Source organism: Actinomycetospora sp. 2LY8.5, assembly GCF_057180585.1.
Genome location: NZ_JBXUHE010000004.1, coordinates 285241 through 306254 on the forward strand (window position 1 = coordinate 285241; position 21014 = coordinate 306254).

A 21014-nucleotide genomic window follows, 5' to 3' on the forward strand; every position below is an offset into this window, starting at 1 on the left:
GTGCGGGCATGACCGACGAGATGACCGAGAAGGAGCTGATCGCGCTCCTCGACGACTGGGGCACGGCGATCGTCTCCGACGACGCCGACCGGATGGCCGCGTTCATGGACGACGACTGGGCCATCGTCTCGTGGACGGGCATCACGTCCCGCGACGACTTCCTGGCCTTCGTGCGCTCCGGCGCGCTCGGCCACACGCGCATGGAGGGGGTCGGCGAGCGGCGGGTGCGCGTACACGGCGACGTCGCCTACCTCAGCGTGCGCGTGCTCTCGACCGCGCAGTTCGGCGGCGAGGACATCGATGCCGACGAGTGGACGACCGACGTCTTCGTGCGCCGCGACGGACGCTGGCGCTGCACGCTGACCCACATTACCCCGGTCACGGAGTGATCGAAGTACCGATACGGACACTCAACGTCTGCGACGCCACGCCGCTGACATCACCCCGCCGGCGAGAGGGGCAGTGCGCCGGGGTGCAGGGGCGCGGGGAGGTCCGTGGCGCCGTGGGGGTCGAGGTAGCGGTCGACCGCGGCGGCGGCCGAGCGGCCCTCGGCGATCGCCCAGACGATCAGCGACGCGCCGCGGTGGGCGTCGCCGCACACGAACACGCCCGGCGCGTCGGTCTGCCAGTCCGACCCGCAGCCGATCGCGCCCTGCGGGGTCCGCTCGATCCCGAGCGCCGGGAGCAGCGCCCGGTCGTCGGGGCCGGTGAACCCGATGGAGAACAGCACGAGGTCCGCGGGCATCTCGTGCACCTCCTCGCTGGTCGGCACGACCTCGCGGCGCCCGTCGGCGTCGCGGCGGACCTCGACCGACGAGAGCTCGACCGCGCGTACGTGACCCCGGTCGTCGCCGACGAAGCGGCGCACGGCGGTGGCGAACAGGCGCTCGCCGCCCTCCTCGAGCGCGGGCGGGGTGCGGAGGACGTAGGGCCAGGTCGGCCACGGCGAGGTCGACTCCTCGCGCGTGCGCGGGGGCGGCGGGTACTGGTCGAGCTGGTGCACGGCGAGCGCGCCCTGCCGGGTCGCGGTGCCGTAGCAGTCGGCGCCGGTGTCGCCGCCGCCGATGATCACGACGTTGCCGCCGCGGGCGGTGATCGGCGAGGGTCCGTCGCCCTCGCACTCGCGGTTGGCGGGCACCAGGTAGTCCATGGCGAGGTGGACGCCGTCGAGGTCGCGGCCCTCGATCGTGCGGTCGTCACGGCCGGCGAGCGCCCCGACGGCGAGCACCACCGCGTCGTGCTCGGCCCGCAGCCGCTCGACGGGCATGCCGTGGGGTGAGGGACCCCCGACCTCACAGTTCACGACGAACCGCGTGCCCTCGGCGCGCATCTGCTCGAGGCGCCGGTCGATCTCCCACTTCTCGAACTTGAACTCGGGGATGCCGTAGCGCAGCAGCCCACCCAGGCGGTCGTCGCGCTCGAACACGGTGACGTCGTGCCCGGCGCGCGTGAGCTGCTGGGCCGCGGCGAGCCCCGCAGGCCCCGAGCCGACGACGGCCACCCGCCGGCCGGTCCGGTTGCTCGGCATCTGCGGGGACACCAGGCCGTCGGCCCAGCCGTTCTCGGCGATCGACCACTCCACCCGCTTGATCGCGACCGGGCCCGGCTGGCTGGTGATCGACAGGACGCACGCCGCCTCGCACGGCGCCGGGCACAGCGCGCCGGTGAACTCCGGGAAGTTGTTGGTCGCGTGCAGGCGCTCGCTCGCCCGGTCCCACTCCCCGCGGCGGACGAAGTCGTTCCACTCCGGGATGAGGTTGCCCAGCGGGCAGCCCGCGCTGCCGGAGTGGCAGAACGGGATGCCGCAGTCCATGCACCGCGCCGCCTGGACCTGCGTGCCCTCCCGCACCGAGGGGCCGGTGAGCGGCGCGTAGAGCTCGTGCCAGTCGGTGCGGCGCTCCTCGACGGGACGTTTGGGGTTGTCCTCGCGGGCGTACTTGAGGAAACCGCGCGGGTCAGCCACCGGCCGCCACCTCCATGATCACCTCGTTGGGGTCGCGTCCCTCGGCCTGGGCGCGCTGGGTCGCGTCGATCACTCGCTGGTAGTCGTCGGGCATGACCTTGACGAACCGTCGGACCGCGTCGTCCCAGCCGGCGAGCAGCTCCGCCGCGCGCGGCGAGCCGGTCAGTTCGCGGTGGCGCTCGACCACGCCGTGCAGCCAGTCGGCGTCCTCGTCGTCGACCGCGCGCAGCGAGACCATCTCGGGGTTCACCCGCACCTCGGGCAGGTCGAGCACGTAGGCGACGCCGCCCGACATGCCCGCCCCGAGGTTGCGCCCGGTGGTCCCGAGCACGACGACCCGGCCACCGGTCATGTACTCGCACGCGTGGTCACCGGTGCCCTCGACCACCGCGAGCGCGCCCGAGTTCCGCACGCAGAAGCGCTCGCCGACCTGGCCGCGCAGGAACACCTCGCCGCCGGTGGCGCCGTAGGCGATGACGTTGCCGGCGATGACGTGCTGCTCGTGACCTCCGAGGAACGGCGCGTCCGGGTGCGGGCGCACGATGACGCGCCCGCCGGAGAGCCCCTTGGCGAGGTAGTCGTTGGCGTCGCCGACGAGGTCGAGCGTCATGCCCGGCGGCAGGAACGCGCCGAACGACTGGCCCGCCGAGCCGGTGAACTCGACGTGGATCGTGTCGTCGGGCAGCCCGGCGTCGCCGTAGCGGCGGGTGATCTCGGCACCGGTGAGCGTGCCGACGGTGCGGTTGACGTTGCGCACCGGCATCTCGAGGCGCACCGGGGTGGCGTCGGCGAGCGACCCCTCGGCCAGCTGCAGCAGCGTGCGGTCCAGGGCCCGGTCCAGGCCGTGGTCCTGGGGCTTGGTCCGGATGCGGTCGGTGGACGCGCCCAGGGGGACCTCCGGCACCGTGAACAGCGGCGTGAGGTCGATCCCCCGCGCCTTCCAGTTGTCGACGGCCTCGGCGGCGTCGATCAGCTCGGCGTGCCCGATCGCCTCCTCCAGGGTGCGGAAGCCCAGCTCCGCGAGGTGCTCGCGGACCTCCTCGGCGACGAACCAGAAGAAGTTCTCGACGAACTCCGGGCGGCCCGTGTAGCGCTTGCGCAGCTCCGGGTTCTGGGTCGCGACGCCCACCGGACAGGTGTCGAGGTGGCAGACCCGCATCATGATGCAGCCGTTGACCACCAGTGGGGCGGTCGAGAAGCCGAACTCCTCGGCGCCGAGCAGTGCGCCGACGATGACGTCGCGACCGGTCTTCATCTGGCCGTCGACTTGCACGGTGATCCGGTCGCGCAGCCCGTTGAGCATGAGGGTCTGCTGGGTGTCGGCCAGCCCGACCTCCCACGGGCTGCCCGCGTGCTTGAGCGACGTCAGCGGCGCCGCGCCCGTGCCGCCGTCCCAGCCGGAGATCAGCACGACGTCGGAGTGCGCCTTCGCGACGCCCGCCGCCACCGTCCCGACCCCGACCGACGAGACGAGCTTGACGTGGATGCGCGCGTGCTCGTTCGCGTTCTTGAGGTCGTGGATGAGCTGTTTGAGGTCCTCGATCGAGTAGATGTCGTGGTGCGGCGGCGGCGAGATCAGGCCGACGCCGGGCGTCGAGTGCCGGACCTCGGCGATCCACGGGTACACCTTCTGTCCGGCGAGCTGACCGCCCTCCCCCGGCTTGGCGCCCTGCGCCATCTTGATCTGGATGTCGTCGGCGTTGACCAGGTACTCGCTGGTCACCCCGAAGCGCCCCGAGGCGACCTGCTTGACCGCCGAGCGCTTCGCCGGGTCGTGGAGGCGGACCGGGTCCTCGCCGCCCTCGCCGGTGTTCGACTTGCCGCCGATGTTGTTCATCGCGATCGCGAGGTCGGTGTGCGCCTCGGCGGAGATCGACCCGTAGGACATGGCGCCGGTGGCGAAGCGCTTGACGATCTCGGTGGCCGGCTCGACCTCCTCGAGCGGGACCGGGGTGCGGTCCTCGGTGCGGAACCGGAACATCCCGCGCAGCGCGCCGCCCTGCGACACCAGCCGGTCGACCTCGGCGGTGTAGCGGCGGAACACGTCGAACTGCCCGGTCCGCGTGGAGTGCTGCAGCAGGAACACCGTCTCCGGGCTGAACAGGTGCAGCTCGCCCTCGCGGCGGTAGGCGTACTCGCCGCCGACGTCGAGCGCGCGGTGGGCCCGCTCGCCCGGGTTCTCGGGGTACGCCTGCCGGTGGCGCTCCGCGGTCTCCCGGGCGACGACGTCGAGCCCGCCCCCGCCGAGCTTCGACGACGTGCCCGAGAAGAACTCGTCGACGAAGTCCTGCGAGAGCCCGACGGCCTCGAAGACCTGCGCGGCCGTGTAGCCGGACACCGTCGAGATGCCCATCTTCGACATCACCTTGCGGACGCCCTTGACCAGCGCCTTGCTGTACCTCTCGACGGCGTCGGTGTAGGTGACGTCCGCGAGCCACCCACTGTTGATCATGTCCTCGAGGGACTCGAACGCCAGGTAGGGGTTCACCGCGGCCGCGCCGTAGCCCAGCAGCAGGGCGATGTGGTGGACCTCGCGAGCGTCGCCACACTCGACGACGAGCGCGGCCTGGGTGCGCTCCCGGGTGGCGACGAGGTGGTGGTGCACCGCGGAGACCAGCAGCAGCGCCGGGATCGGGGCCCACTGTGCGTCGGAGTCCCGGTCGGAGAGCACGAGGATCCGCCGGCCGGACGCGATCGCCGAGGAGGCCTCCCGGCGCACGCGGTCCAGGGCGTCGGCCAGCGCCCCCTCGCCGCCGTCGACCTCGTAGAGCCCGGAGATCACGGTGGCGGCGAAGCCCGGCATGTCGCCGTCGTCGTTGATGCCGATGAGCTTGGCCAGCTCGTCGTTGTCGATCACCGGGTTCGGCACCACGACCTGGCGGCAGGACGCGGGCCCGGGGTGGAACAGGTTCTGCTCGGGGCCGATGGCGCGCGCCATCGACGTCACCAGCTCCTCGCGGATGGCGTCGAGCGGCGGGTTGGTGACCTGCGCGAACAGCTGGACGAAGTAGTCGTAGAGCAGCCGCGAGCGCGCCGAGAGCGCCGCGGTGGGCGTGTCGGTGCCCATCGACCCGAGCGGCTCGGCGCCCGTCGTCGCCATCGGCGCGAGCAGGATGCGCAGGTCCTCCTCGGTGTAGCCGAAGGTCAGCTGGCGCCGCACGACCGACGCATGCGTGTGGACCACGTGCTCGCGGGGCCGCAGCTCGTCGAGATGCACGAGCCCGGCGTGCAGCCACTCGCCGTAGGAGTGCTCGGCGGCCAGCGCACTCTTGTAGGCGTCGTCGTCGATGATCTCCCCGGCCCGCGTGTCCACGAGGAACATGCGCCCCGGGCGCAGGCGGCCCTTGGCCAGCACGCGCGACGGTTCCACGTCGAGCACCCCGGACTCGCTGGCCAGCACGACGCGGTCGTCGTCGAGGTGCCACCAGCGGGCGGGCCGTAGCCCGTTGCGGTCGAGCGTCGCGCCCATCAGCGTGCCGTCGGTGAACGTGACGCACGCCGGGCCGTCCCACGGCTCCATGAGGCTCGCGTGGAACCGGTAGAAGTCGCGCTGGTCGGCGGGCATCTCGGCGTGGTTCTCCCACGCCTCCGGCATCATCATCATGACCGCGTGCGGCAGCGGGCGGCCGCCGAGCGCGAGCAGCTCGAGCACCTCGTCGAAGCTCGCCGAGTCCGACACGTCCTCGGGACACACCGGCATCGCGCGCTGGAGGTCGCCGGGGAACAGGTCGGTGGCGAGCAGTGCCTCGCGGGCGCGCATCCGGTTGCGGTTGCCCCGCACCGTGTTGATCTCGCCGTTGTGCGCCATGCAGCGGTACGGATGCGCCAGCGGCCAGCTCGGGAACGTGTTGGTGGAGAAGCGGCTGTGCACGATCGCGATGGCGCTGACTAGGCGTTCGTCCCGCAGGTCGCCGAAGAACAGGGGCAGCTGGTCGGTGGTCAGCATGCCCTTGTAGGTCATGGTGCGGCTGGACAGGGAGGCGATGTAGACCCCGCAGCTCTCCTCGGCCGACTGGCGCTCGACGCGCTTGCGCAGGATCCACGCGAGGCGGTCGAGCGCGATCCCGGCCACCGAGCGATCGGGCACCGCGACGACCAGCTGGGCGAAGTGCGGCATGGCGCCGCGGGCCACGGAGCCGACGTCGGCGCCGTCCGGGTCGACGGGGACGTCGCGCCAGCCGAGGACGTCCAGCCCCTCCTCGGCGGCGATCCGCTCGAGCAGCGACACCGCCTTGAGCCGGTCGTCCGGGTCGGCGGGCAGGAACGCGAGCCCGGTCGCGTAGGCGAGCACGGGCGCGCCGCCGTCGGGCGAGGGCTGGGGCTCGGGGAGCTCGAAGTCGACGGTGGCGCGCAGCAGAGCGTCGGGCACCTGCAGCAGGATCCCGGCGCCGTCGCCGCTGGTCGGTTCGCTGCCGGCGGCGCCCCGGTGGTCCAGGTTGTGCAGCACGGCCAGTGCGTCGCGAACGATGGCGTGGCTGCGCTCCCCGCGGGTGTGCGCGACCGCGCCGACGCCGCACGCGTCGTGCTCGTAGGCGGGGTCGTAGAGCCCCTGGCGTGCGCTGGGTGCGGACATCCGGCGCCTCCTCGTCGTCGCGCGGGTGCTGGGAGGACCCGGGGACGACAGTGGCCCTGGATGGGTGCGGCGGTCGGCGTTCCCGCGCGCCGGCCTGGGCGGTGCGGCGGGTGAAGGAACACCGACGGCGGCGCCGGACCCCGACGTCCTGCGCGGTGCCTGCCGATCGTAGACCGACGGACGAGTCGTGGCAGGCCCGTCGTGACCCGTTCGTCCGAGGTCGGGTGGAGCTGTGCGGTCAGCGCTTGGTGGCCGACGGCGGCTCCGCCGAGGCGTCCTCCTCGCGGTCCTGCGCGGGGTCGGCGGGCACGGCGTCGACGCTGCTGGGCTCCGCGGCCCCGCCCGTGCCGCCGGGCTCGGCCGCGGACGACGTCTCGGTGCGGCGCGCCTCGACCTCGTTGTCGGCGCGCTGGTCCTCGGTGCTGTCGTTCGTGTCGGCCACGGGTTCGGGCGTACCCGTGGTCCCAGTGGCCGAATCAGGGTCCGAACCCGGCTCGGCGGCGCGGCCGAACACCTCCCGGGGTCGTCCGCGGAACACGATCATGTAGACGACGGCCCCGGCGAACACGACGGCCGACACGACGACGTTGATCCGGATGTCGCCGAAGACGCGGGTCGCGGGGTCGGTGCGCATGAGCTCGATGACGAAGCGTCCCGCGGTGTAGCCCGCCACGTAGAGCGCGAACGCCCGCCCGTGCGAGAGCCGGAAGCGTCGGTCGGCCCACACGACCAGCGCGGCCACCGCGAGGTTCCAGAGCAGCTCGTACAGGAACGTGGGGTGCACGATCGCGACCGGCGTGGGGTCGACGGCGACGCCGGCGAGGTTGTCGGTGACCCCCGTGGCCGGGTCGACCCGGCGGTAGATCTCGAGGCCCCACGGCAGCGTCGTCGGTCCGCCGTAGAGCTCCTGGTTGAACCAGTTGCCGAGCCGGCCGATCGCCTGCGCGGCGACGATGCCGGGCGCGGCCGCGTCGGCGAACGCCGTCAGCGGCACGCCTCGACGCCGGCACGCGATCCAGGCCCCGACGCCGCCGAGCGCGATCGCGCCCCAGATGCCGAGCCCGCCCTGCCAGATGTAGAGGGCCGCGACCGGGTCGCCGCCCGGCCCGAAGTACGTCGGCCAGTCGGTCGCGACGTGGTAGAGCCGCCCGCCGATCAGGCCGAACGGCACCGCGAACACGGCGACGTCGGTGACCGTACCGGGCTCGCCGCCGCGGGCGACGAACCGGCGCTCGGTCCACAGGATCGCGACGACGATCCCGGCGATGATGCAGAGCGCGTACGCCCGCAGCGGGATCGGCCCGAGCTCCCAGACACCCCGGGGTGGGCTGGGGAGGTAGGTCGGGAGAGTGGACACCGCGGCGAGCACGGCCGCCACGCTATCTTCCGCCGGTCAGCGCCCGGTGTGCTGGCCCCGCACGCCGGCGGCGAGCTCGGTGGTCAGCCGCGCGATCGCCGCGCGGCCGTGCTCGGCCGCGCTCACCAGGGCCGAGCCGACGATGACCCCGTCGGCGAAGCCCGCGACCTCGCCGGCCTGGGCGCCGTTGCGCACCCCGAGACCGACGCCGATCGGCAGGTCGGTGTGGGCACGCGCGCGTCCGACCAGCGTGGTCGCGGTGTCCGCGACGGCGTCGCGGGCGCCCGTGACGCCCATGGTCGAGGCGGCGTAGAGGAACCCGCGGGTGGCGGCGGTGGTGGCGGCGATGCGCTCGTCGGTCGACGACGGGGCGACCAGGAAGATCGGCGCGAGGCCCTCGCGCTCGGCGGCCGCGAGCCAGCCCGCGCCCTCGTCGGGCACCAGGTCGGGCGTGATGGCGCCGAGGCCACCGGCGTTGGCCAGGTCGCGGGCGAAGGCGTCGACGCCGTAGCGCAACACCGGGTTCCAGTAGGTCATGACGACGGCGCGGCCGCCGCGGGCGGCGAGCTGCTCGACGACCTCGAGCGTGTCGCGGACCCGGACCCCGCCCTTCAGGGCGACGTCGACCGCGTGCTGGATCACCGGGCCGTCGAGCACCGGGTCGGAGTAGGGCAGGCCGACCTCGACGAGGTCGGCGCCCGCGCCCAGGGCCTGGGTGAGCATGCCCAGCGAGCCTTGCACCGTCGGGTAGCCCGCGGGCAGGTACGCGATGAGCGCGGCACGGTCCTCGGCCTTCGCGGTGGTGAAGACCTCGCCGAGGCGGTCGATCCCGGTGGTGGGCGTGGTCGTCACAGCTCCCGCTCCCCGCTCGCTGCGTCCTCGTCCTCGGGCGCCTCCGTGGGCAGCGCCTCCGGATCGACCACGCCGAACCAGCGGGCGGCGGTGTCGACGTCCTTGTCGCCGCGGCCCGACAGGTTGACCAGGATCGTGGCGTCCGGCCCCAGCTCGCGCCCGAGGCGCAGCGCGCCGGCGATCGCGTGGGCGGACTCGATCGCCGGGATGATGCCCTCGGTGCGGCAGAGCAGGCGGAACGCGTCCATCGCCTCGGCGTCGGTGACCGGCTCGTAGGTCGCCCGGCCGGCGTCGGCGAGGAACGCGTGCTCGGGGCCGACGCCCGGGTAGTCGAGGCCCGCCGAGATCGAGTGCGTCTCCAGCGTCTGCCCGTCCTCGTCCTGCAGCAGGTACGACATCGCCCCGTGCAGCGCGCCCGGGGTGCCCCCGGTGATCGACGCGGCGTGCCGACCGGTCTCGACGCCGTCGCCCGCGGCCTCGTAGCCGACGAGCCGGACCCCGGCGTCGTCGAGGAAGGGGTGGAAGATCCCGATCGCGTTCGACCCGCCGCCGACGCAGGCCACGACGGCGTCCGGGAGCGTGCCGTAGGCCTCGAGGACCTGCGCACGGGCCTCGAGGCCGATGACGCGGTGGAAGTCACGCACCATCCGCGGGAAGGGATGCGGACCCGCGGCGGTGCCGAGGATGTAGTGGGTGTGGCCGACGCTCGCGACCCAGTCGCGGTAGGCCTCGTTGAGCGCGTCCTTGAGGGTGCGCGACCCGGTGGTCACGGGCACGACCTCGGCGCCCAGCAGGCGCATGCGGGCCACGTTGAGCGCCTGGCGCTCGGTGTCGACCTCGCCCATGTAGACCAGGCACTCGAGCCCCAGGAGCGCGGCGGCGGTCGCCGTGGCGACGCCGTGCTGGCCCGCCCCGGTCTCGGCGATCACCCGGGTCTTGCCCATGCGCTTGGTCAGCAACGCCTGACCCAGCACGTTGTTGATCTTGTGCGAGCCGGTGTGGTTCAGGTCCTCGCGCTTGAGCAGGATGCGCGCGCCGCCGGCGTGCTCCGAGAGGCGCCGGGCGTCGGTGACCGGGGAGGGACGACCGGCGTAGTCGCGCTGCAGGCGGTCCAGCTCGGCGAGGAACTCCGGGTCGTGGCGGGCCTTCTCGTACTCGGCGGCGACCTCGTCGACGGCGGCGATGAGCGCTTCGGGCATGAAGCGCCCGCCGTAGGGCCCGAAGTGCCCCCGGTCGTCGGGTTCGTGCGTGGTCCCGGCGAGACCGTGGCTGGCCGACGTCATCTCACGTACTTCTTCCTGCGCAGGTGGACGGGTCGCCGACGATGCTACGAGGCGGCGCGAGGGTGTTCGACGATCAGCGCGCTGTCAGCGGGCCGGCTTGGGGCATGCCGGGTGCGACCCCGCCGTGACGAGCTGGCGCACCGCCGCGCGCGGGTCCTCGGCCGTGGCCATCGACTCGCCGACGAGCACGGCGTCGGCCCCGTGCCCGGCGTAGGTCATGAGGTCGCCGGGGCCGCGGACGCCGGACTCGGCCACCCGCAGCACCTCGCCGGGCAGCCCCGGGGCGATGCGGCTGAACACCGAGCGGTCGACCTCGAGGGTGTGCAGATCGCGCGCGTTGATGCCGACGAGCTTGGCGCCGGCCCGCAGCGCCATGTCGGCCTCCTCCTCGTTGTGCACCTCGACCAGGGCGGTCATCCCGAGGGACTCCACCCGGTCGACGAGCGCGTCGAGGGCGTCCTGCTCGAGCACCGAGCACATGAGCAGCACGAGGTCCGCGCCGTGGGCCCGCGCCTCGTGCACCTGGTAGGTGCCGACCACGAAGTCCTTGCGCAGGATCGGGATGTCGACGGCCGCGCGGACCGCGTCGAGATCGTCGAGCGAGCCGCCGAAGAAGCGCTGCTCGGTGAGCACGCTGATGACGCGGGCGCCACCGTCGACGTAGCGGCCGGCGAGCCACGCGGGATCGGGGATGTCGACCATGTGGCCCTTCGACGGGCTGGCCCGCTTGACCTCCGCGATGACCCCGATGCCGGGGCCCTGGAGGGCGCCGAGCGCGTCACGGGCGGGCGGCGCCGAGACCGCCTTGTCCTTGATGACGTCGAAGGGGACGGCGGCTTCCCGGGCGGTGAGGTCGGCCCGGACTCCTTCGAGGATCTGCTCCAGGACGCTCACGCCGGGTCTGCCCCTTTCCCCCGTCCGAGTTCGCTCCATGTTAACCCGCCCCTCCTCCGGTCCTGCCCACCCCGTCGGAGGGTCCGGCGCGGGGGCCGTCGGGGGGACCCGCGTCGGGCTCGGACGTGGGATCGGCTGTCACCTCACCGGCCGGACCACCGGTGGGGTCCCGCCCGTCGTCGAGAGCCTCCCAGAGTGCTTTGTCCGGGTCGGTGGGACGCGCGGCGGCCGCGCGGGCACCGGGCGCGTCGTACTGCGCGCCCATCCGCGGCAGCACCGCGCCCCAGCGGACCGTGAGCAGCCCCGCGGCGATCATGACCAGCGCGCCCAGGACGCCGAGCAGCGGACCGCCGACGACGGCCTCGGCCGGCAGCGGGCGGTCGCCGGGGCGCGTCGCGCCCTCCGGGAGCGACCCCGCGGCCGGCGCGAGGAGGCCGGTGGCGGACCGCAGCAGCGCCCAGAGCCCGGCGACGGCCACGAGCGAGCCGACCACTCGACGCCCCCAGCCGGCCGTGGCGACCAGCCCGCCGATGGCGGCGAGGCACAGCAGCGCCCACGGCACGAGGATCGGCTCGACGGTGGCCCCGTCGGCCGTGCTCGTGCGGGGCCCGGGCACGCCCTCGACGACCTGGCTGACCCAGCTGACCCGCGAGGCCCCCCACAGCACCGCCGCCGCGACCGCGAGCAGCAGCGCGACGATCCCGAGCAGGCGCGCGGGCGGGGCGGAAGGCCGGCGCGGGACGGCGGTCATGACACGGCCGACACGGGGGAGGCCGCCCCTGACCCGCCGGACACCGTGGACGGCGCGGCGAACGTGTCGGCGGCCGCGACCGCGGCGAGCACGGCACGCGCCTTGTTGACGCACTCCGTGTCCTCGGCCTCGGGATCGGAGTCGGCGACGATGCCGCCGCCGGACTGCACGTAGGCGACGCCGTCGCGGAGCAGCCCCGTGCGGATGGCGATGGCGGTGTCGGCGTCGCCGGCGAAGTCGAGGTAGCCGACGATGCCGCCGTAGAGCCCGCGCCGGGTGGGCTCGAGCTCCTCGATGATCTGCAGCGCCATCGGTTTGGGTGCGCCCGAGAGCGTGCCCGCGGGGAAGCACGCGGCCACCGCGTCGAACGCCGTGCGGTCGGGCGCGAGGCGGCCGCTGACCGTGCTCACCAGGTGCATGACGTGGCTGTAGCGCTCGATCTCGAAGAACCGGCGCACGGTGACGGTGCCCGGCACACAGACGCGTCCGAGGTCGTTGCGCCCGAGGTCGACGAGCATGAGGTGCTCGGCGCGCTCCTTGTCGTCGGCGAGCAGGTCCTTCTCGAGGAGGGTGTCCTCCTCCTCGTCGGCCCCGCGCCAGCGCGTCCCGGCGATCGGGTGGGTGGTGGCCACGCCGTCCCGCACCGTCACCAGGGCCTCGGGGCTCGAACCGACGATCTCGAACGGCCGACCGTCGGCGTCGGCGAGCCGTAACAGGTACATGTACGGGCTGGGGTTGGTCATCCGCAGCACCCGGTAGATCTCGAGCGCGTCGGCGCTGGTGTCGGCCTCGAAGCGCTGCGACACGACCACCTGGAACGCGTCGCCCGCGCGGATCCGCTCCTTGGCCACCTCGATGGCCGCGTGGTGCTCCTCGGGCGACCGGCGGCGACGGACCGCGCCGGCGCCCTCCGGATGCTGCGCGGTGGCCACCGTCGACGGGGCGGGCGCCGCGAGCTCGGCGGCCATGCGGTCGAGCCGCGCGAGCGCGTCGTCGTACGCGGCGTCGGCGCGCTCCGGGCTGTCGTCCCAGTTCACCGCGTTGGCGATGAGCGTGACCGTGCCCTCGTGGTGGTCGAGCGCGGCCACGTCGGTGGCGAGCAGCATGACCATCTCGGGGATCTGCAGATCGTCGGTCGCGAGCTCGCCGACGCGCTCGAGCCGGCGCACCGCGTCGTAGCCCACGTAGCCGACGAGCCCGCCGGTGAGCGGCGGGAGCCCGGGCAGCGGGTCGGTGCGCAGGCGCTGCAGCGTCTCGCGCAGGACGGCCAGCGGGTCGTCCCACGTCGCCTCGTCGTCCGGCCCGCCGGGCAGACCCACCGGCACCTGCCCGGTCCACACCGCGCGCCCGTCCTGCTCGGTGAGCGTGGCGGCGCTGCGCGCCCCGACGAAGCTCCAGCGCGACCAGGACTCGCCGTGCGCCGCGGACTCGAGCAGGAACGTGCCGGGACGCCGCCCCGCGAGCTTGCGGTAGAGCCCGACGGGCGTCTCGCCGTCGGCGAGCAGCCGCCGCGTCACGGGGATGACGCGGTGGTGGGCGGCCAGGGCGTGGAAGCCCGCACGGTCGGGCACGACGGCGCCGAGCGGGGCGCTGGAGGCGTCGGACGGGGGCACGGACCTCATTGTGGCCCCCTCCCCCGACAGCGCCGGGCAACCGGGTCCGTGGTCACCGGGCCGGCGGAGCTCTCTACAGCGAACGCGCGGTTCGCTGCTTCCAGGCGCGCGAAGTCCCCGTTGATCACGCGCGCTCGGCGCGCTCCGACTCCACCGCCGGCTCGCCCGCCGGTTCGAGCGCCGGGGCGGCGTGCGCCCGGGCGGCGACGGCGACCGCGCCGAGCACGACCGCGCAGCCGAGCAGCTGCAGCGCCCCGGGCACCTCCCCGAGCAGCAGCGCGCCGAGCAGGACCGCGCCCACCGGCTGGAGCAGCAGGATCGAGGCGCCGGCCGAGGACGCGAGCCGCGGCAGCGCCGAGGCGATGAGCACCCACCCGGTCACCTGCCCCACGAGCGCCAGCAGGACGAGCCAGGCGAGGGAGCGCACCTCCGGGGCGAGGTCGACGCCCTGCCAGAAGGAGCCGACGACGAACGAGGTGATCGCGGCGCCGAGGGTGGCGACGGCGACCGGCGCGAACCGCTGCCCCGGACCGGCGCCGAGGCGCACGAAGAGCAGGTAGCCGGCGTAGGCGACCGCGGCGATCAGGGCCGTGACCGTGCCGCGCACCGGCGCCGGCGCCGAGTCCGCGTCGGTCGGCCCGACCAGCCCGCCGGCCAGCGCGACGCCGACCAGCATCGCCGGCACCGCGAGCACGAACGTCCGCCGCACCCGCTCCCCGAGCACCAGGAACGCGAGCAGCGGCAGGATCACGACCTGCGCGTTGACGACCACCGTCGACACACCCGCGCCGACCGCGTGCACCGACTCCGCCCACAGCGTCATGTCGAGCCCGAGCAGCGCGCCGCCGACGAGCAGCACGACCGGACGGTTGCCGGTGCTCGCCACCACCCGGCGCCGGCGGCGCCACTCGAGCAGCGCCAACGGCGCGAGGACCGGCAGCGCGAGCGCGCAGCGGAAGAACGTCGCCGTCCCGGGGCTGACGTCCGCGAGCGCGATGAAGATCGGTGAGAACGCGATGCACAGGCTGCCGGCGACGGCGACGAGACGCGGGTCGACGCGTGACGTGATGGGGACGGCGGGGCGGTCGAGGGAGCGCGTCACGTCCTCGATGCTGGGGGCGACGATCGTTTCCGACCAGCGATGATTCCTGGCCGACTTCCGTTACGTTCGCTGATGTGTTCGCGCTCGACCGCCTCCGTGCCCTCGACGCCCTCGCGCGGCACGGCTCGATCGCCGGCGCGGCCGGCGCGCTGCACCTCACGCCGTCAGCGGTGTCCCAGCAGCTCGCGAAGCTCGAGCGCGAGGCGGGCACCGAGCTCACCGAGCCGGCCGGGCGCGGGCTGCGGCTCACCGCGGCCGGGCGGATGCTCGCCGAGCACGCCGCCGACATCCTCGCCCGCGTGGCCGCCGCCCGGCTCGACCTCGATCGCCTGCGTGACGAGGTGGTCGGCGAGCTGCGGATCGGTGCCATCCAGACCTCGGTGCACGCCCTCGCCCCGCCGACCCTCGCCCGCCTGCGCCTCGCCCACCCCGACCTGCGCGTGGCGCTGGCCGACGGCGAGGCCGAGGAGACGCTGCCCGCGGTCCTCGCGGGCGACCTCGACATCGCGGTGGTCGAGAACTGGGACGGTTCGCCGGCCCCGATCCCGCCCGGGACCTCGCGGGCGCGGCTCTGCGACGACGTCATCGACCTGCTGCTGCCCGCCGCGCATCCCCTCGCCGGCCGCGAGCCCGTGACGCTCTCCGCCGTCGACGATCTCGACTGGGTCGCCGACGGCCTCGACACCCGGGCCGGGGCCTGGCTCCGGCACACCCTGCGCGCGCAGGGGCTCGAGCCGCGGGTGACCTGCCAGGTTCGCGGCTTCGGGATGCACGTCGAGCTCGCGGCCGGGGTCGGGGTCGCCGCGCTGGTCCCCCGCCTCGCCCGTCCCCCGCTGCCGGCCGGGGTGGTCGCCCTCGCCACCGACCCGCAGCTGCGGCGCAGCATCGACGCGGTGTGGCGCACCGACCGGGGCACGGCGGCCGTGCGGGCGGCCGTCGAGATGTTCACCGCCGTCGCGGCCGAGCGCGACGCCGTTCAGGCCGGGTCGCCGGGGCGGACGAACCCGGTCCCGTAGGCCGGCACCCCGGCCCGGCCAGGCTCAGGCGTCGCCGGGCAGCAGGACGTCGGCGTCGAAGCAGGTGCGGTCGCCGGTGTGGCAGGCGCCGCCGGACTGGTCGACGAGGACCAGGACGGTGTCGCCGTCGCAGTCGAGGCGGACCTCGACGACCTTCTGCACGTGACCCGAGGTCTGGCCCTTGATCCACAGCTCGTTCCGCGACCGCGACCAGTACGTGCCCTCGCGCGTGGCGATGGTGCGGGCCAGCGCCTCGTCGGACATCCACGCGACCATGAGGACCTCGCGGGTGTCGTGCTGCTGGACGACGGCGCACACGAGACCGTCGGGGGTGCGCCTGAGACGCGCACCCACCTCGGGATCGAGCGACCAGCTCACCGGATCTCCACACCGTCGGCGCGCAGCGCGTCCTTGACCTCGCCGATCCTCATGATCCCGAAGTGGAACACACTGGCCGCGAGCACCGCGTCCGCCCCGGCCGCGACGGCCGGCGGGAAGTGCTCGACCTCGCCCGCGCCGCCGCTCGCGATCACCGGGACGTCGACGAGCGCCCGCACTTTGGTGATCATGTCGAGGTCGAAGCCGACCTTGGTGCCGTCGGCGTCCATCGAGTTCAGCAGGATCTCCCCGACACCGAGCTCCTGGCCGCGCTGGGTCCACTCGAGCGCGTCGATGCCCGTGCCGCGCCGCCCGCCGTGGGTGGTGACCTCGAACCCCGACGGCGTCGGCTGGGAGGGCGGGAGAGCATCCGCGGGGACGCGCCGGGCGTCGACCGACAGCACGATGCACTGCGACCCGTACCGGCGGCTCGCCTCGCCCAGGAACTCGGGCCGGGCGATGGCGGCGGTGTTGATGCCGACCTTGTCCGCCCCGGCCCGCAGCAGCTTGTCGATGTCGTCGTTGGTGCGCACGCCGCCGCCGACCGTGAGCGGGATGAACACCTGCTCGGCGGTGCGCCGGACGACGTCGTAGGTGGTCTCCCGCTCGCCCGACGACGCGCTGACGTCGAGGAAGGTCAGCTCGTCGGCGCCCTCGGCGTCGTAGAGCCGCGCCATCTCGACCGGGTCGCCCGCGTCGCGCAGGTCGACGAAGTTGACGCCCTTGACCACCCTGCCGGCGTCCACGTCCAGGCAGGGGATCACGCGCACGGCGACACCCATACGAACCAGCCTAACCGCGCCCATGTGAGCACTTTCCGGGCCTATGGGCCCGGAAAGTGCTCACATACGGGTCAGGGCGAGCGCGTCGCGCAGGGTGAAGTTGCCGGAGTAGAGCGCCTTGCCGACGATCGCTCCCTCGACGCCCTGCGGGGCCAGCGCGTTCAGCGTGCGCAGGTCGTCGAGCGACGACACCCCGCCCGAGGCCACCACGGGCCGGTCGGTGCGGGCGCAGACGGCCTCGAGCAGCTCGGTGTTGGGCCCGGTCAGCGTGCCGTCGCGCCCCACGTCGGTGACGACGTAGCGCGCGCAGCCCTCGGCGTCGAGGCGGGCGAGCACGCTCCACAGGTCGCCGCCGTCGGACACCCAGCCGCGCGCGGCGAGCCGGTGCCGGCCCTCGGTGATCTTGACGTCGAGCCCCACGGCCACCCGGTCGCCGAACTCCGCGATGGCCTTCGCGCACCACTCGGGGTCCTCGAGGGCAGCGGTCCCGATGTTGACGCGGCGGCAGCCGGTGGCGAGCGCCCGGCGCAGCGAGTCGTCGTCGCGGATGCCGCCGGAGAGCTCGACGGCGATGTCGGTCTGGTCGACGACACGCGCGAGCAGCTCGGCGTTCGAGCCGCGCCCGAACGCCGCGTCGAGGTCCACGAGGTGCAGCCACTCCGCGCCGTCGTCGGCCCAGGCACGGGCCGCGTCGAGGGGGTCGCCGTAGCCGGTCTCGGTGCCGGCCCGGCCCTGGACGAGGCGTACGGCCTGGCCGTCCACGACGTCGACGGCAGGGAGCAGGTCGATGGTCACGGCGGGCGATCGTAGCCAGCCCGTCCTCAGGCCCCGGCGAGCGCCGCCCGCCGCCGCTCCAGCAGCTCGCGCTCCGCGACCGTGCGGACCAGCTCCAGCGCCCGGTCGATCTCCCGGACGGCCTCGTCCACCCGGCCCAGGGTGGTGAGCATGTCGGCGCGCACCGCCGGCAGCAGGTGGTAGCCGGCGAGGGTCGGGTCGTCGAGCAGCGGCTCGAGCACCGCGAGCCCGGCGTCCGGTCCCTCGGCACGAGCCACCGCGACCGCGCGGTTCAGCTCGACCACCGGCGACGGCGCGAGCGCCGCGAGCTCCGCGTAGAGCGCGGCGATCGCGGCCCAGTCGGTGTGGTCGGTGGAGCGGGCACGGGCGTGGCAGGCGGCGATGGCGGCCTGGAGGGCGTACCGGCCCCGCTCGCCGAACGCCTCCGCGCGCTCCAGCGCCGCGAGCCCTCGCCGGAGCAGCATCCGGTCCCACAGCGCCCGGTCCTGGTCGCCGAGCAGCACCGGCTCCCCCGACGGGCCGACGCGCGCCCGCAGCCGCGAGGCCTGCAGCTCCATGAGCGCGACCAGCCCGTGGACCTCGGCCTCCTGCGGGCTCAGGGCCGCCAGCACGCGTCCCAGCCGCATGGCCTCGACGCACAGCGTCGGGCGGGTCCAGTCGACGCCGCTCGTGGCGGCGTAGCCCTCGTTGAACACGAGGTAGATCACCTCGAGCACCGCGCCGAGCCGGTCGGCCAGCTCGTCGCCGACCGGGACGGCCAGCGCCTCCGGGCCCACCCCGGCGAGGCGCTTCTTGGCCCGGGAGATCCGCTGCCCGATCGTCGGCGACGGGACGAGGAACGCGTGCGCGATCTCGTCGGTGGTCAGGCCGCCGAACAGCCGCAGGGTGAGCGCGACCCGGGACTCGCGGGCGACCGCCGGGTGGCACGTGGCGAACAGCAGGGCGAGCACGTCGTCGCCGACGGCGGCCGCCCCGTCACCGACCTCGGCATCCGCGCCCGGCGCCAGACCCGTCTGCGCCGCCTCGAGCGCCTCGGTCTTGCGCGCGAGGGTCTGCTCGCGGCGGATCATGTCGATCGCGCGGCGCCGGGCCGTCGACGCCAGCCACGCCGCGGGGTTGTCCGGGACGCCCTGCGCCGGCCACTGCTCCATGGCCGCGACGAGGGCGTCGTGGGCGAGCTCCTCGGCCCGGCCGACGTCGCGCACCAGGCGCGCGACGCCGGCCACGATCCGCGCCGACTCCATCCGCCACACCGTCTCCAGCAGGGCGTAAGGGTCGGTGGCCGTCGGGATCGTCACCCCTGCTGCTGGGCAGGGTCGGCGGTCGGGCTCCGCCGGGCCTCGTGTCCGACACGGGCCCGCAGCTCCTCCTCGGCCTCCAGGACCTCCGGCGGGGCGATGCCCTCGAAGTCCTCGGCCTCGGTCACCCGGCGCACCTCGATGCGCTCGCCGTCACGGAACGGCGCGCGGCGCGCCCAGGACACGGCCTCCTCCAGCGACTCGACCTCGAGGATCCAGAACCCGCCCACCAGCTCCTTGGCCTCGGCGAACGGGCCGTCGGTGACGGTCGGCTCCTCGCCGTCGAACGCGACGAGTGCTCCCTTGGCGCTCGGCAGCAGGCCCTCGCCGGCCAGCAGGACGCCGGCGTCGACCATCGCGGTGTTGAACGCGGCCATCTCCTCGAACAGCGAGGGGTCCGGCGGGGTGTCGGCCTGGGCGGCCTCGTCGTACTTGAGCAGCAGCATGAAGCGCATGGCGATCTCCTGGGGTGTCGTGCGGGGAAAGGGGGTCAGGCCTGCTCGCGCTCGGCGACCCGCCGGCGCAGAGTGGCCTCGGCGTCGAGCACCTCGGCGGGCGCGATGTCCTCGAGATCGCTCATCTCGGCGATCCGGCGGACCTGCAGCCGCACGCCCGGGCCGATCGGGCAGCGGCGCGCCCACTGCACGGCCTCCTCGCGGGAGGCGACCTCGAGGATCCAGAACCCCGCGACGAGCTCCTTGGCCTCGGCGAACGGCCCGTCGGTGACGGTCGGGGTCTCGCCGTCGTGGGTGACCTCGAAGCCGTCGCTGCTCGGTGCCAGGCCCTCGGCGGCGAGCAGCACGCCGGCCTCGACGAGATCGGTGTTGTAGCGACCCATCGCCTCGAAGGCCTCGGCGGCGGGCGGCGCATCCGGCTCCCCCAGCCTCATGGACTCCGGGCCCTCCATGATCAGCATGTAGCGCATCGGGCTCTCCTCGCGGGTCGTCGGCGGGGTCGTGCACCCCGCCGCTCACCCCTGCGTCGAACGGGCCGGACGGTCTTCGACACCGACCGCGGAGATTCTTCTACCGCAGGGTCCCGAGCCAGTTCGACAGGAGTTCGGCCCCCGCGTCACCCGACTTCTCGGGGTGGAACTGGGTGGCCGAGAGCGGGCCGTTCTCGACGGCGGCGACGAAGTCCTCCCCGTGGTGGGCCCAGGTGACACGCGCCGGGCGGAAGTGCTCCGGGGCCTCCTGCTCCCAACGCCGCGCAGCGAACGAGTGCACGAAGTAGAAGCGGGTGTCGGGACCCGTGCCGGCGAACAGGACGCTGTCGGCCGGCGCGCGCACCGTGTTCCAGCCCATGTGCGGCAGCACCGGAGCCTGCAGCTTCTCGACGGTGCCGGGCCACTGGCCCGCGCCCTGGGCCTCCTCGCCGAACTCGACGCCGCGCTCGAAGAGCACCTGCATGCCCACGCAGATGCCGAGCACCGGGCGACCGCCCGCGAGGCGGTGCTCGATCAGCCGCTCGCCGTGCACCGAACGCAGCCCCGCGGCGCAGGCGGCGAACGCCCCGACGCCGGGGACGACGAGCCCGTCGGCGTCGAGCGCGGCGCGCCCGTCGGCGGTGACCTCGACGTCGGCGCCCACGCGTTCGAGCGCGCGTTCGGCCGAGCGCAGGTTCCCCGAGCCGTAGTCGAGGACGACGACCCGCGGGGTGCGCGTGGTCGGGCGCGGCACGGACGGGGCGGGAGAGCTCACGGGACCGAGACTACCGATCGACCCGGTCCCGGGACCTCCCGTGCCGCGAGCACGAGGAGGCGCCCGGGACCGGGCTCGTCCGTGTCCTCCACGACGTGCGCGTAGCCGTCGGCCACGAGCCGCCCGAGCACGCGCTCGTAGCCCTCCGCCGCCCAGGTGTCGTCGGCGACGGTCGCGACGAGGACGCCGCCGGGCCGGAGCACGCGGACCAGCCCGACGAGCGCACCCGGGCCGAGGTGGCCACGCGCGAGCGCGCCGACGCAGGTGACGGCGCCGTACTTGCCGCCCGCGCCCGGCGTGGAGTGCCGCAGGTCCGCCGGCCCGAGATCGTGGTAGACGTGGCGCCGCCGAGCCCGCCGGAGCATGCCGGGCGAGAGGTCGAGGCCGTCGATCGCCCGGAACCCGCGCGCCGCGAGCTCGGCGCCGACGCGGCCCGTTCCGCACCCCGCGTCGAGCACCTCCGTCGTGTCGGGCCGCGCGAGCGCGGCCACCCGCTCGCCGACCCGAGCCGCAGCCGGGTGGCCCATGAGGGCGGCCACGTCCTCGTCGTCGTAGGTCGGCGCCCACTCGTCGTAGACACGGCGGGCGACGGCCGTGTCGTCGACCCCGAGGAGCGCCAAGCGTGCCGCTCCCCCGGTGACGCCGTCCACGCTGCCT

Annotated in this window: 19 protein-coding genes; 2 read left to right on the forward strand and 17 right to left on the reverse strand. The window is 74.4% G+C overall.

The features are described from left to right. Positions 1 to 8 precede the first annotated feature (8 nt). Positions 9 to 389, forward strand: coding sequence for a nuclear transport factor 2 family protein (locus tag AC2A1K_RS07750; protein ID WP_483895728.1), 381 nt, complete (start codon positions 9 to 11; stop codon positions 387 to 389). Positions 390 to 439: 50 nt separating this feature from the next. On the opposite strand, the gene AC2A1K_RS07755 is transcribed toward AC2A1K_RS07750, so the two are convergent. The 9 genes from AC2A1K_RS07755 to AC2A1K_RS07795 form a co-directional block, all read right to left on the reverse strand. Beyond that, positions 440 to 1963 (reverse strand): glutamate synthase subunit beta, encoded by a 1524-nt coding sequence (locus AC2A1K_RS07755; protein ID WP_483895729.1) that lies wholly within the window; start codon positions 1961 to 1963, stop codon positions 440 to 442. Beyond that, positions 1956 to 6536: a glutamate synthase large subunit gene (gltB, locus tag AC2A1K_RS07760; protein WP_483895730.1), complete on the reverse strand. Its 4581-nt coding sequence runs from the start codon at positions 6534 to 6536 to the stop codon at positions 1956 to 1958. Before gltB ends, AC2A1K_RS07755 begins: the two co-directional genes overlap by 8 nt. A gap of 238 nt (positions 6537 to 6774) precedes the next feature. Then, positions 6775 to 7914, reverse strand: coding sequence for a prolipoprotein diacylglyceryl transferase (gene lgt / locus AC2A1K_RS07765; RefSeq protein ID WP_483895731.1), 1140 nt, complete (start codon positions 7912 to 7914; stop codon positions 6775 to 6777). Positions 7915 to 7929: 15 nt separating this feature from the next. Further along, positions 7930 to 8721 (reverse strand): tryptophan synthase subunit alpha, encoded by a 792-nt coding sequence (gene trpA / locus AC2A1K_RS07770; protein WP_483895868.1) that lies wholly within the window; start codon positions 8719 to 8721, stop codon positions 7930 to 7932. A gap of 20 nt (positions 8722 to 8741) precedes the next feature. Beyond that, positions 8742 to 10028 carry a tryptophan synthase subunit beta gene (gene trpB, locus AC2A1K_RS07775; RefSeq protein ID WP_483895732.1) on the reverse strand — a complete coding sequence of 429 codons (1287 nt, stop codon included), beginning with the start codon at positions 10026 to 10028 and terminating at the stop codon, positions 8742 to 8744. An 84-nt stretch (positions 10029 to 10112) separates the two neighbouring features. Next, the gene (trpC, locus tag AC2A1K_RS07780; RefSeq protein ID WP_483895733.1) at positions 10113 to 10922 is read right to left on the reverse strand and encodes an indole-3-glycerol phosphate synthase TrpC; all 810 of its coding nucleotides are present in this window, start codon (positions 10920 to 10922) and stop codon (positions 10113 to 10115) included. A gap of 40 nt (positions 10923 to 10962) precedes the next feature. Continuing rightward, positions 10963 to 11673, reverse strand: coding sequence for a TIGR02234 family membrane protein (locus tag AC2A1K_RS07785; protein WP_483895734.1), 711 nt, complete (start codon positions 11671 to 11673; stop codon positions 10963 to 10965). Beyond that, positions 11670 to 13295, reverse strand: coding sequence for an anthranilate synthase component I (locus AC2A1K_RS07790; protein WP_483895735.1), 1626 nt, complete (start codon positions 13293 to 13295; stop codon positions 11670 to 11672). The genes AC2A1K_RS07785 and AC2A1K_RS07790 overlap by 4 nt, the downstream gene beginning before the upstream one ends. A gap of 115 nt (positions 13296 to 13410) precedes the next feature. Further along, positions 13411 to 14388, reverse strand: coding sequence for a DMT family transporter (locus AC2A1K_RS07795; RefSeq protein ID WP_483895736.1), 978 nt, complete (start codon positions 14386 to 14388; stop codon positions 13411 to 13413). Positions 14389 to 14462: 74 nt separating this feature from the next. Between AC2A1K_RS07795 and AC2A1K_RS07800 the strand changes: the two genes are divergently transcribed. Further along, positions 14463 to 15404 carry a LysR family transcriptional regulator gene (locus AC2A1K_RS07800; protein ID WP_483895737.1) on the forward strand — a complete coding sequence of 314 codons (942 nt, stop codon included), beginning with the start codon at positions 14463 to 14465 and terminating at the stop codon, positions 15402 to 15404. A gap of 24 nt (positions 15405 to 15428) precedes the next feature. Here the strand turns inward: AC2A1K_RS07800 and hisI are convergent, their stop codons facing one another. The 8 genes from hisI to AC2A1K_RS07840 form a co-directional block, all read right to left on the reverse strand. Next, complete coding sequence (gene hisI, locus AC2A1K_RS07805; protein ID WP_483895738.1) at positions 15429 to 15782, reverse strand: phosphoribosyl-AMP cyclohydrolase; 354 nt, start codon at positions 15780 to 15782, stop codon at positions 15429 to 15431. After that, the gene (gene hisF, locus AC2A1K_RS07810) at positions 15779 to 16564 is read right to left on the reverse strand and encodes an imidazole glycerol phosphate synthase subunit HisF (protein ID WP_483895739.1); all 786 of its coding nucleotides are present in this window, start codon (positions 16562 to 16564) and stop codon (positions 15779 to 15781) included. Before hisF ends, hisI begins: the two co-directional genes overlap by 4 nt. Positions 16565 to 16624: 60 nt before the next feature. After that, entirely contained in the window at positions 16625 to 17359 is a 735-nt protein-coding gene (priA, locus tag AC2A1K_RS07815; protein ID WP_483895740.1) for a bifunctional 1-(5-phosphoribosyl)-5-((5-phosphoribosylamino)methylideneamino)imidazole-4-carboxamide isomerase/phosphoribosylanthranilate isomerase PriA, read from the reverse strand. Positions 17360 to 17385: 26 nt separating this feature from the next. Next, positions 17386 to 18657, reverse strand: a complete 1272-nt coding sequence (locus tag AC2A1K_RS07820) for an RNA polymerase sigma factor (protein ID WP_483895741.1) — start codon at positions 18655 to 18657, stop codon at positions 17386 to 17388. Next, the gene (locus AC2A1K_RS07825) at positions 18654 to 19112 is read right to left on the reverse strand and encodes a YciI family protein (RefSeq protein ID WP_483895742.1); all 459 of its coding nucleotides are present in this window, start codon (positions 19110 to 19112) and stop codon (positions 18654 to 18656) included. The genes AC2A1K_RS07820 and AC2A1K_RS07825 overlap by 4 nt, the downstream gene beginning before the upstream one ends. Before the next feature lie 35 nt (positions 19113 to 19147). Further along, on the reverse strand, positions 19148 to 19582 hold the full coding sequence (locus tag AC2A1K_RS07830) for a YciI family protein (protein WP_483895743.1): 435 nt from the start codon (positions 19580 to 19582) through the stop codon (positions 19148 to 19150). Between the two features lie 100 nt (positions 19583 to 19682). Then, positions 19683 to 20357, reverse strand: coding sequence for an imidazole glycerol phosphate synthase subunit HisH (hisH, locus tag AC2A1K_RS07835; protein ID WP_483895744.1), 675 nt, complete (start codon positions 20355 to 20357; stop codon positions 19683 to 19685). Then, the gene (locus tag AC2A1K_RS07840; RefSeq protein ID WP_483895745.1) at positions 20354 to 21007 is read right to left on the reverse strand and encodes a class I SAM-dependent DNA methyltransferase; all 654 of its coding nucleotides are present in this window, start codon (positions 21005 to 21007) and stop codon (positions 20354 to 20356) included. The genes hisH and AC2A1K_RS07840 overlap by 4 nt, the downstream gene beginning before the upstream one ends. Positions 21008 to 21014 lie beyond the last annotated feature (7 nt).

Bases quoted from the DNA above. Each gene is read 5' to 3' on its own strand.
- AC2A1K_RS07750 (WP_483895728.1), top strand. From the start codon at position 9: ATGACCGACGAGATGACCGAGAAGGAGCTGATCGCGCTCCTCGACGAC.
- gltB (WP_483895730.1), bottom strand. From the start codon at position 6,536: ATGTCCGCACCCAGCGCACGCCAGGGGCTCTACGACCCCGCCTACGAG.
- trpB (WP_483895732.1), bottom strand. From the start codon at position 10,028: ATGACGTCGGCCAGCCACGGTCTCGCCGGGACCACGCACGAACCCGAC.
- AC2A1K_RS07785 (WP_483895734.1), bottom strand. From the start codon at position 11,673: ATGACCGCCGTCCCGCGCCGGCCTTCCGCCCCGCCCGCGCGCCTGCTC.
- AC2A1K_RS07790 (WP_483895735.1), bottom strand. From the start codon at position 13,295: ATGAGGTCCGTGCCCCCGTCCGACGCCTCCAGCGCCCCGCTCGGCGCC.
- hisF (WP_483895739.1), bottom strand. From the start codon at position 16,564: ATGGGTGTCGCCGTGCGCGTGATCCCCTGCCTGGACGTGGACGCCGGC.
- AC2A1K_RS07825 (WP_483895742.1), bottom strand. From the start codon at position 19,112: ATGCGCTTCATGCTGCTGCTCAAGTACGACGAGGCCGCCCAGGCCGAC.
- AC2A1K_RS07830 (WP_483895743.1), bottom strand. From the start codon at position 19,582: ATGCGCTACATGCTGATCATGGAGGGCCCGGAGTCCATGAGGCTGGGG.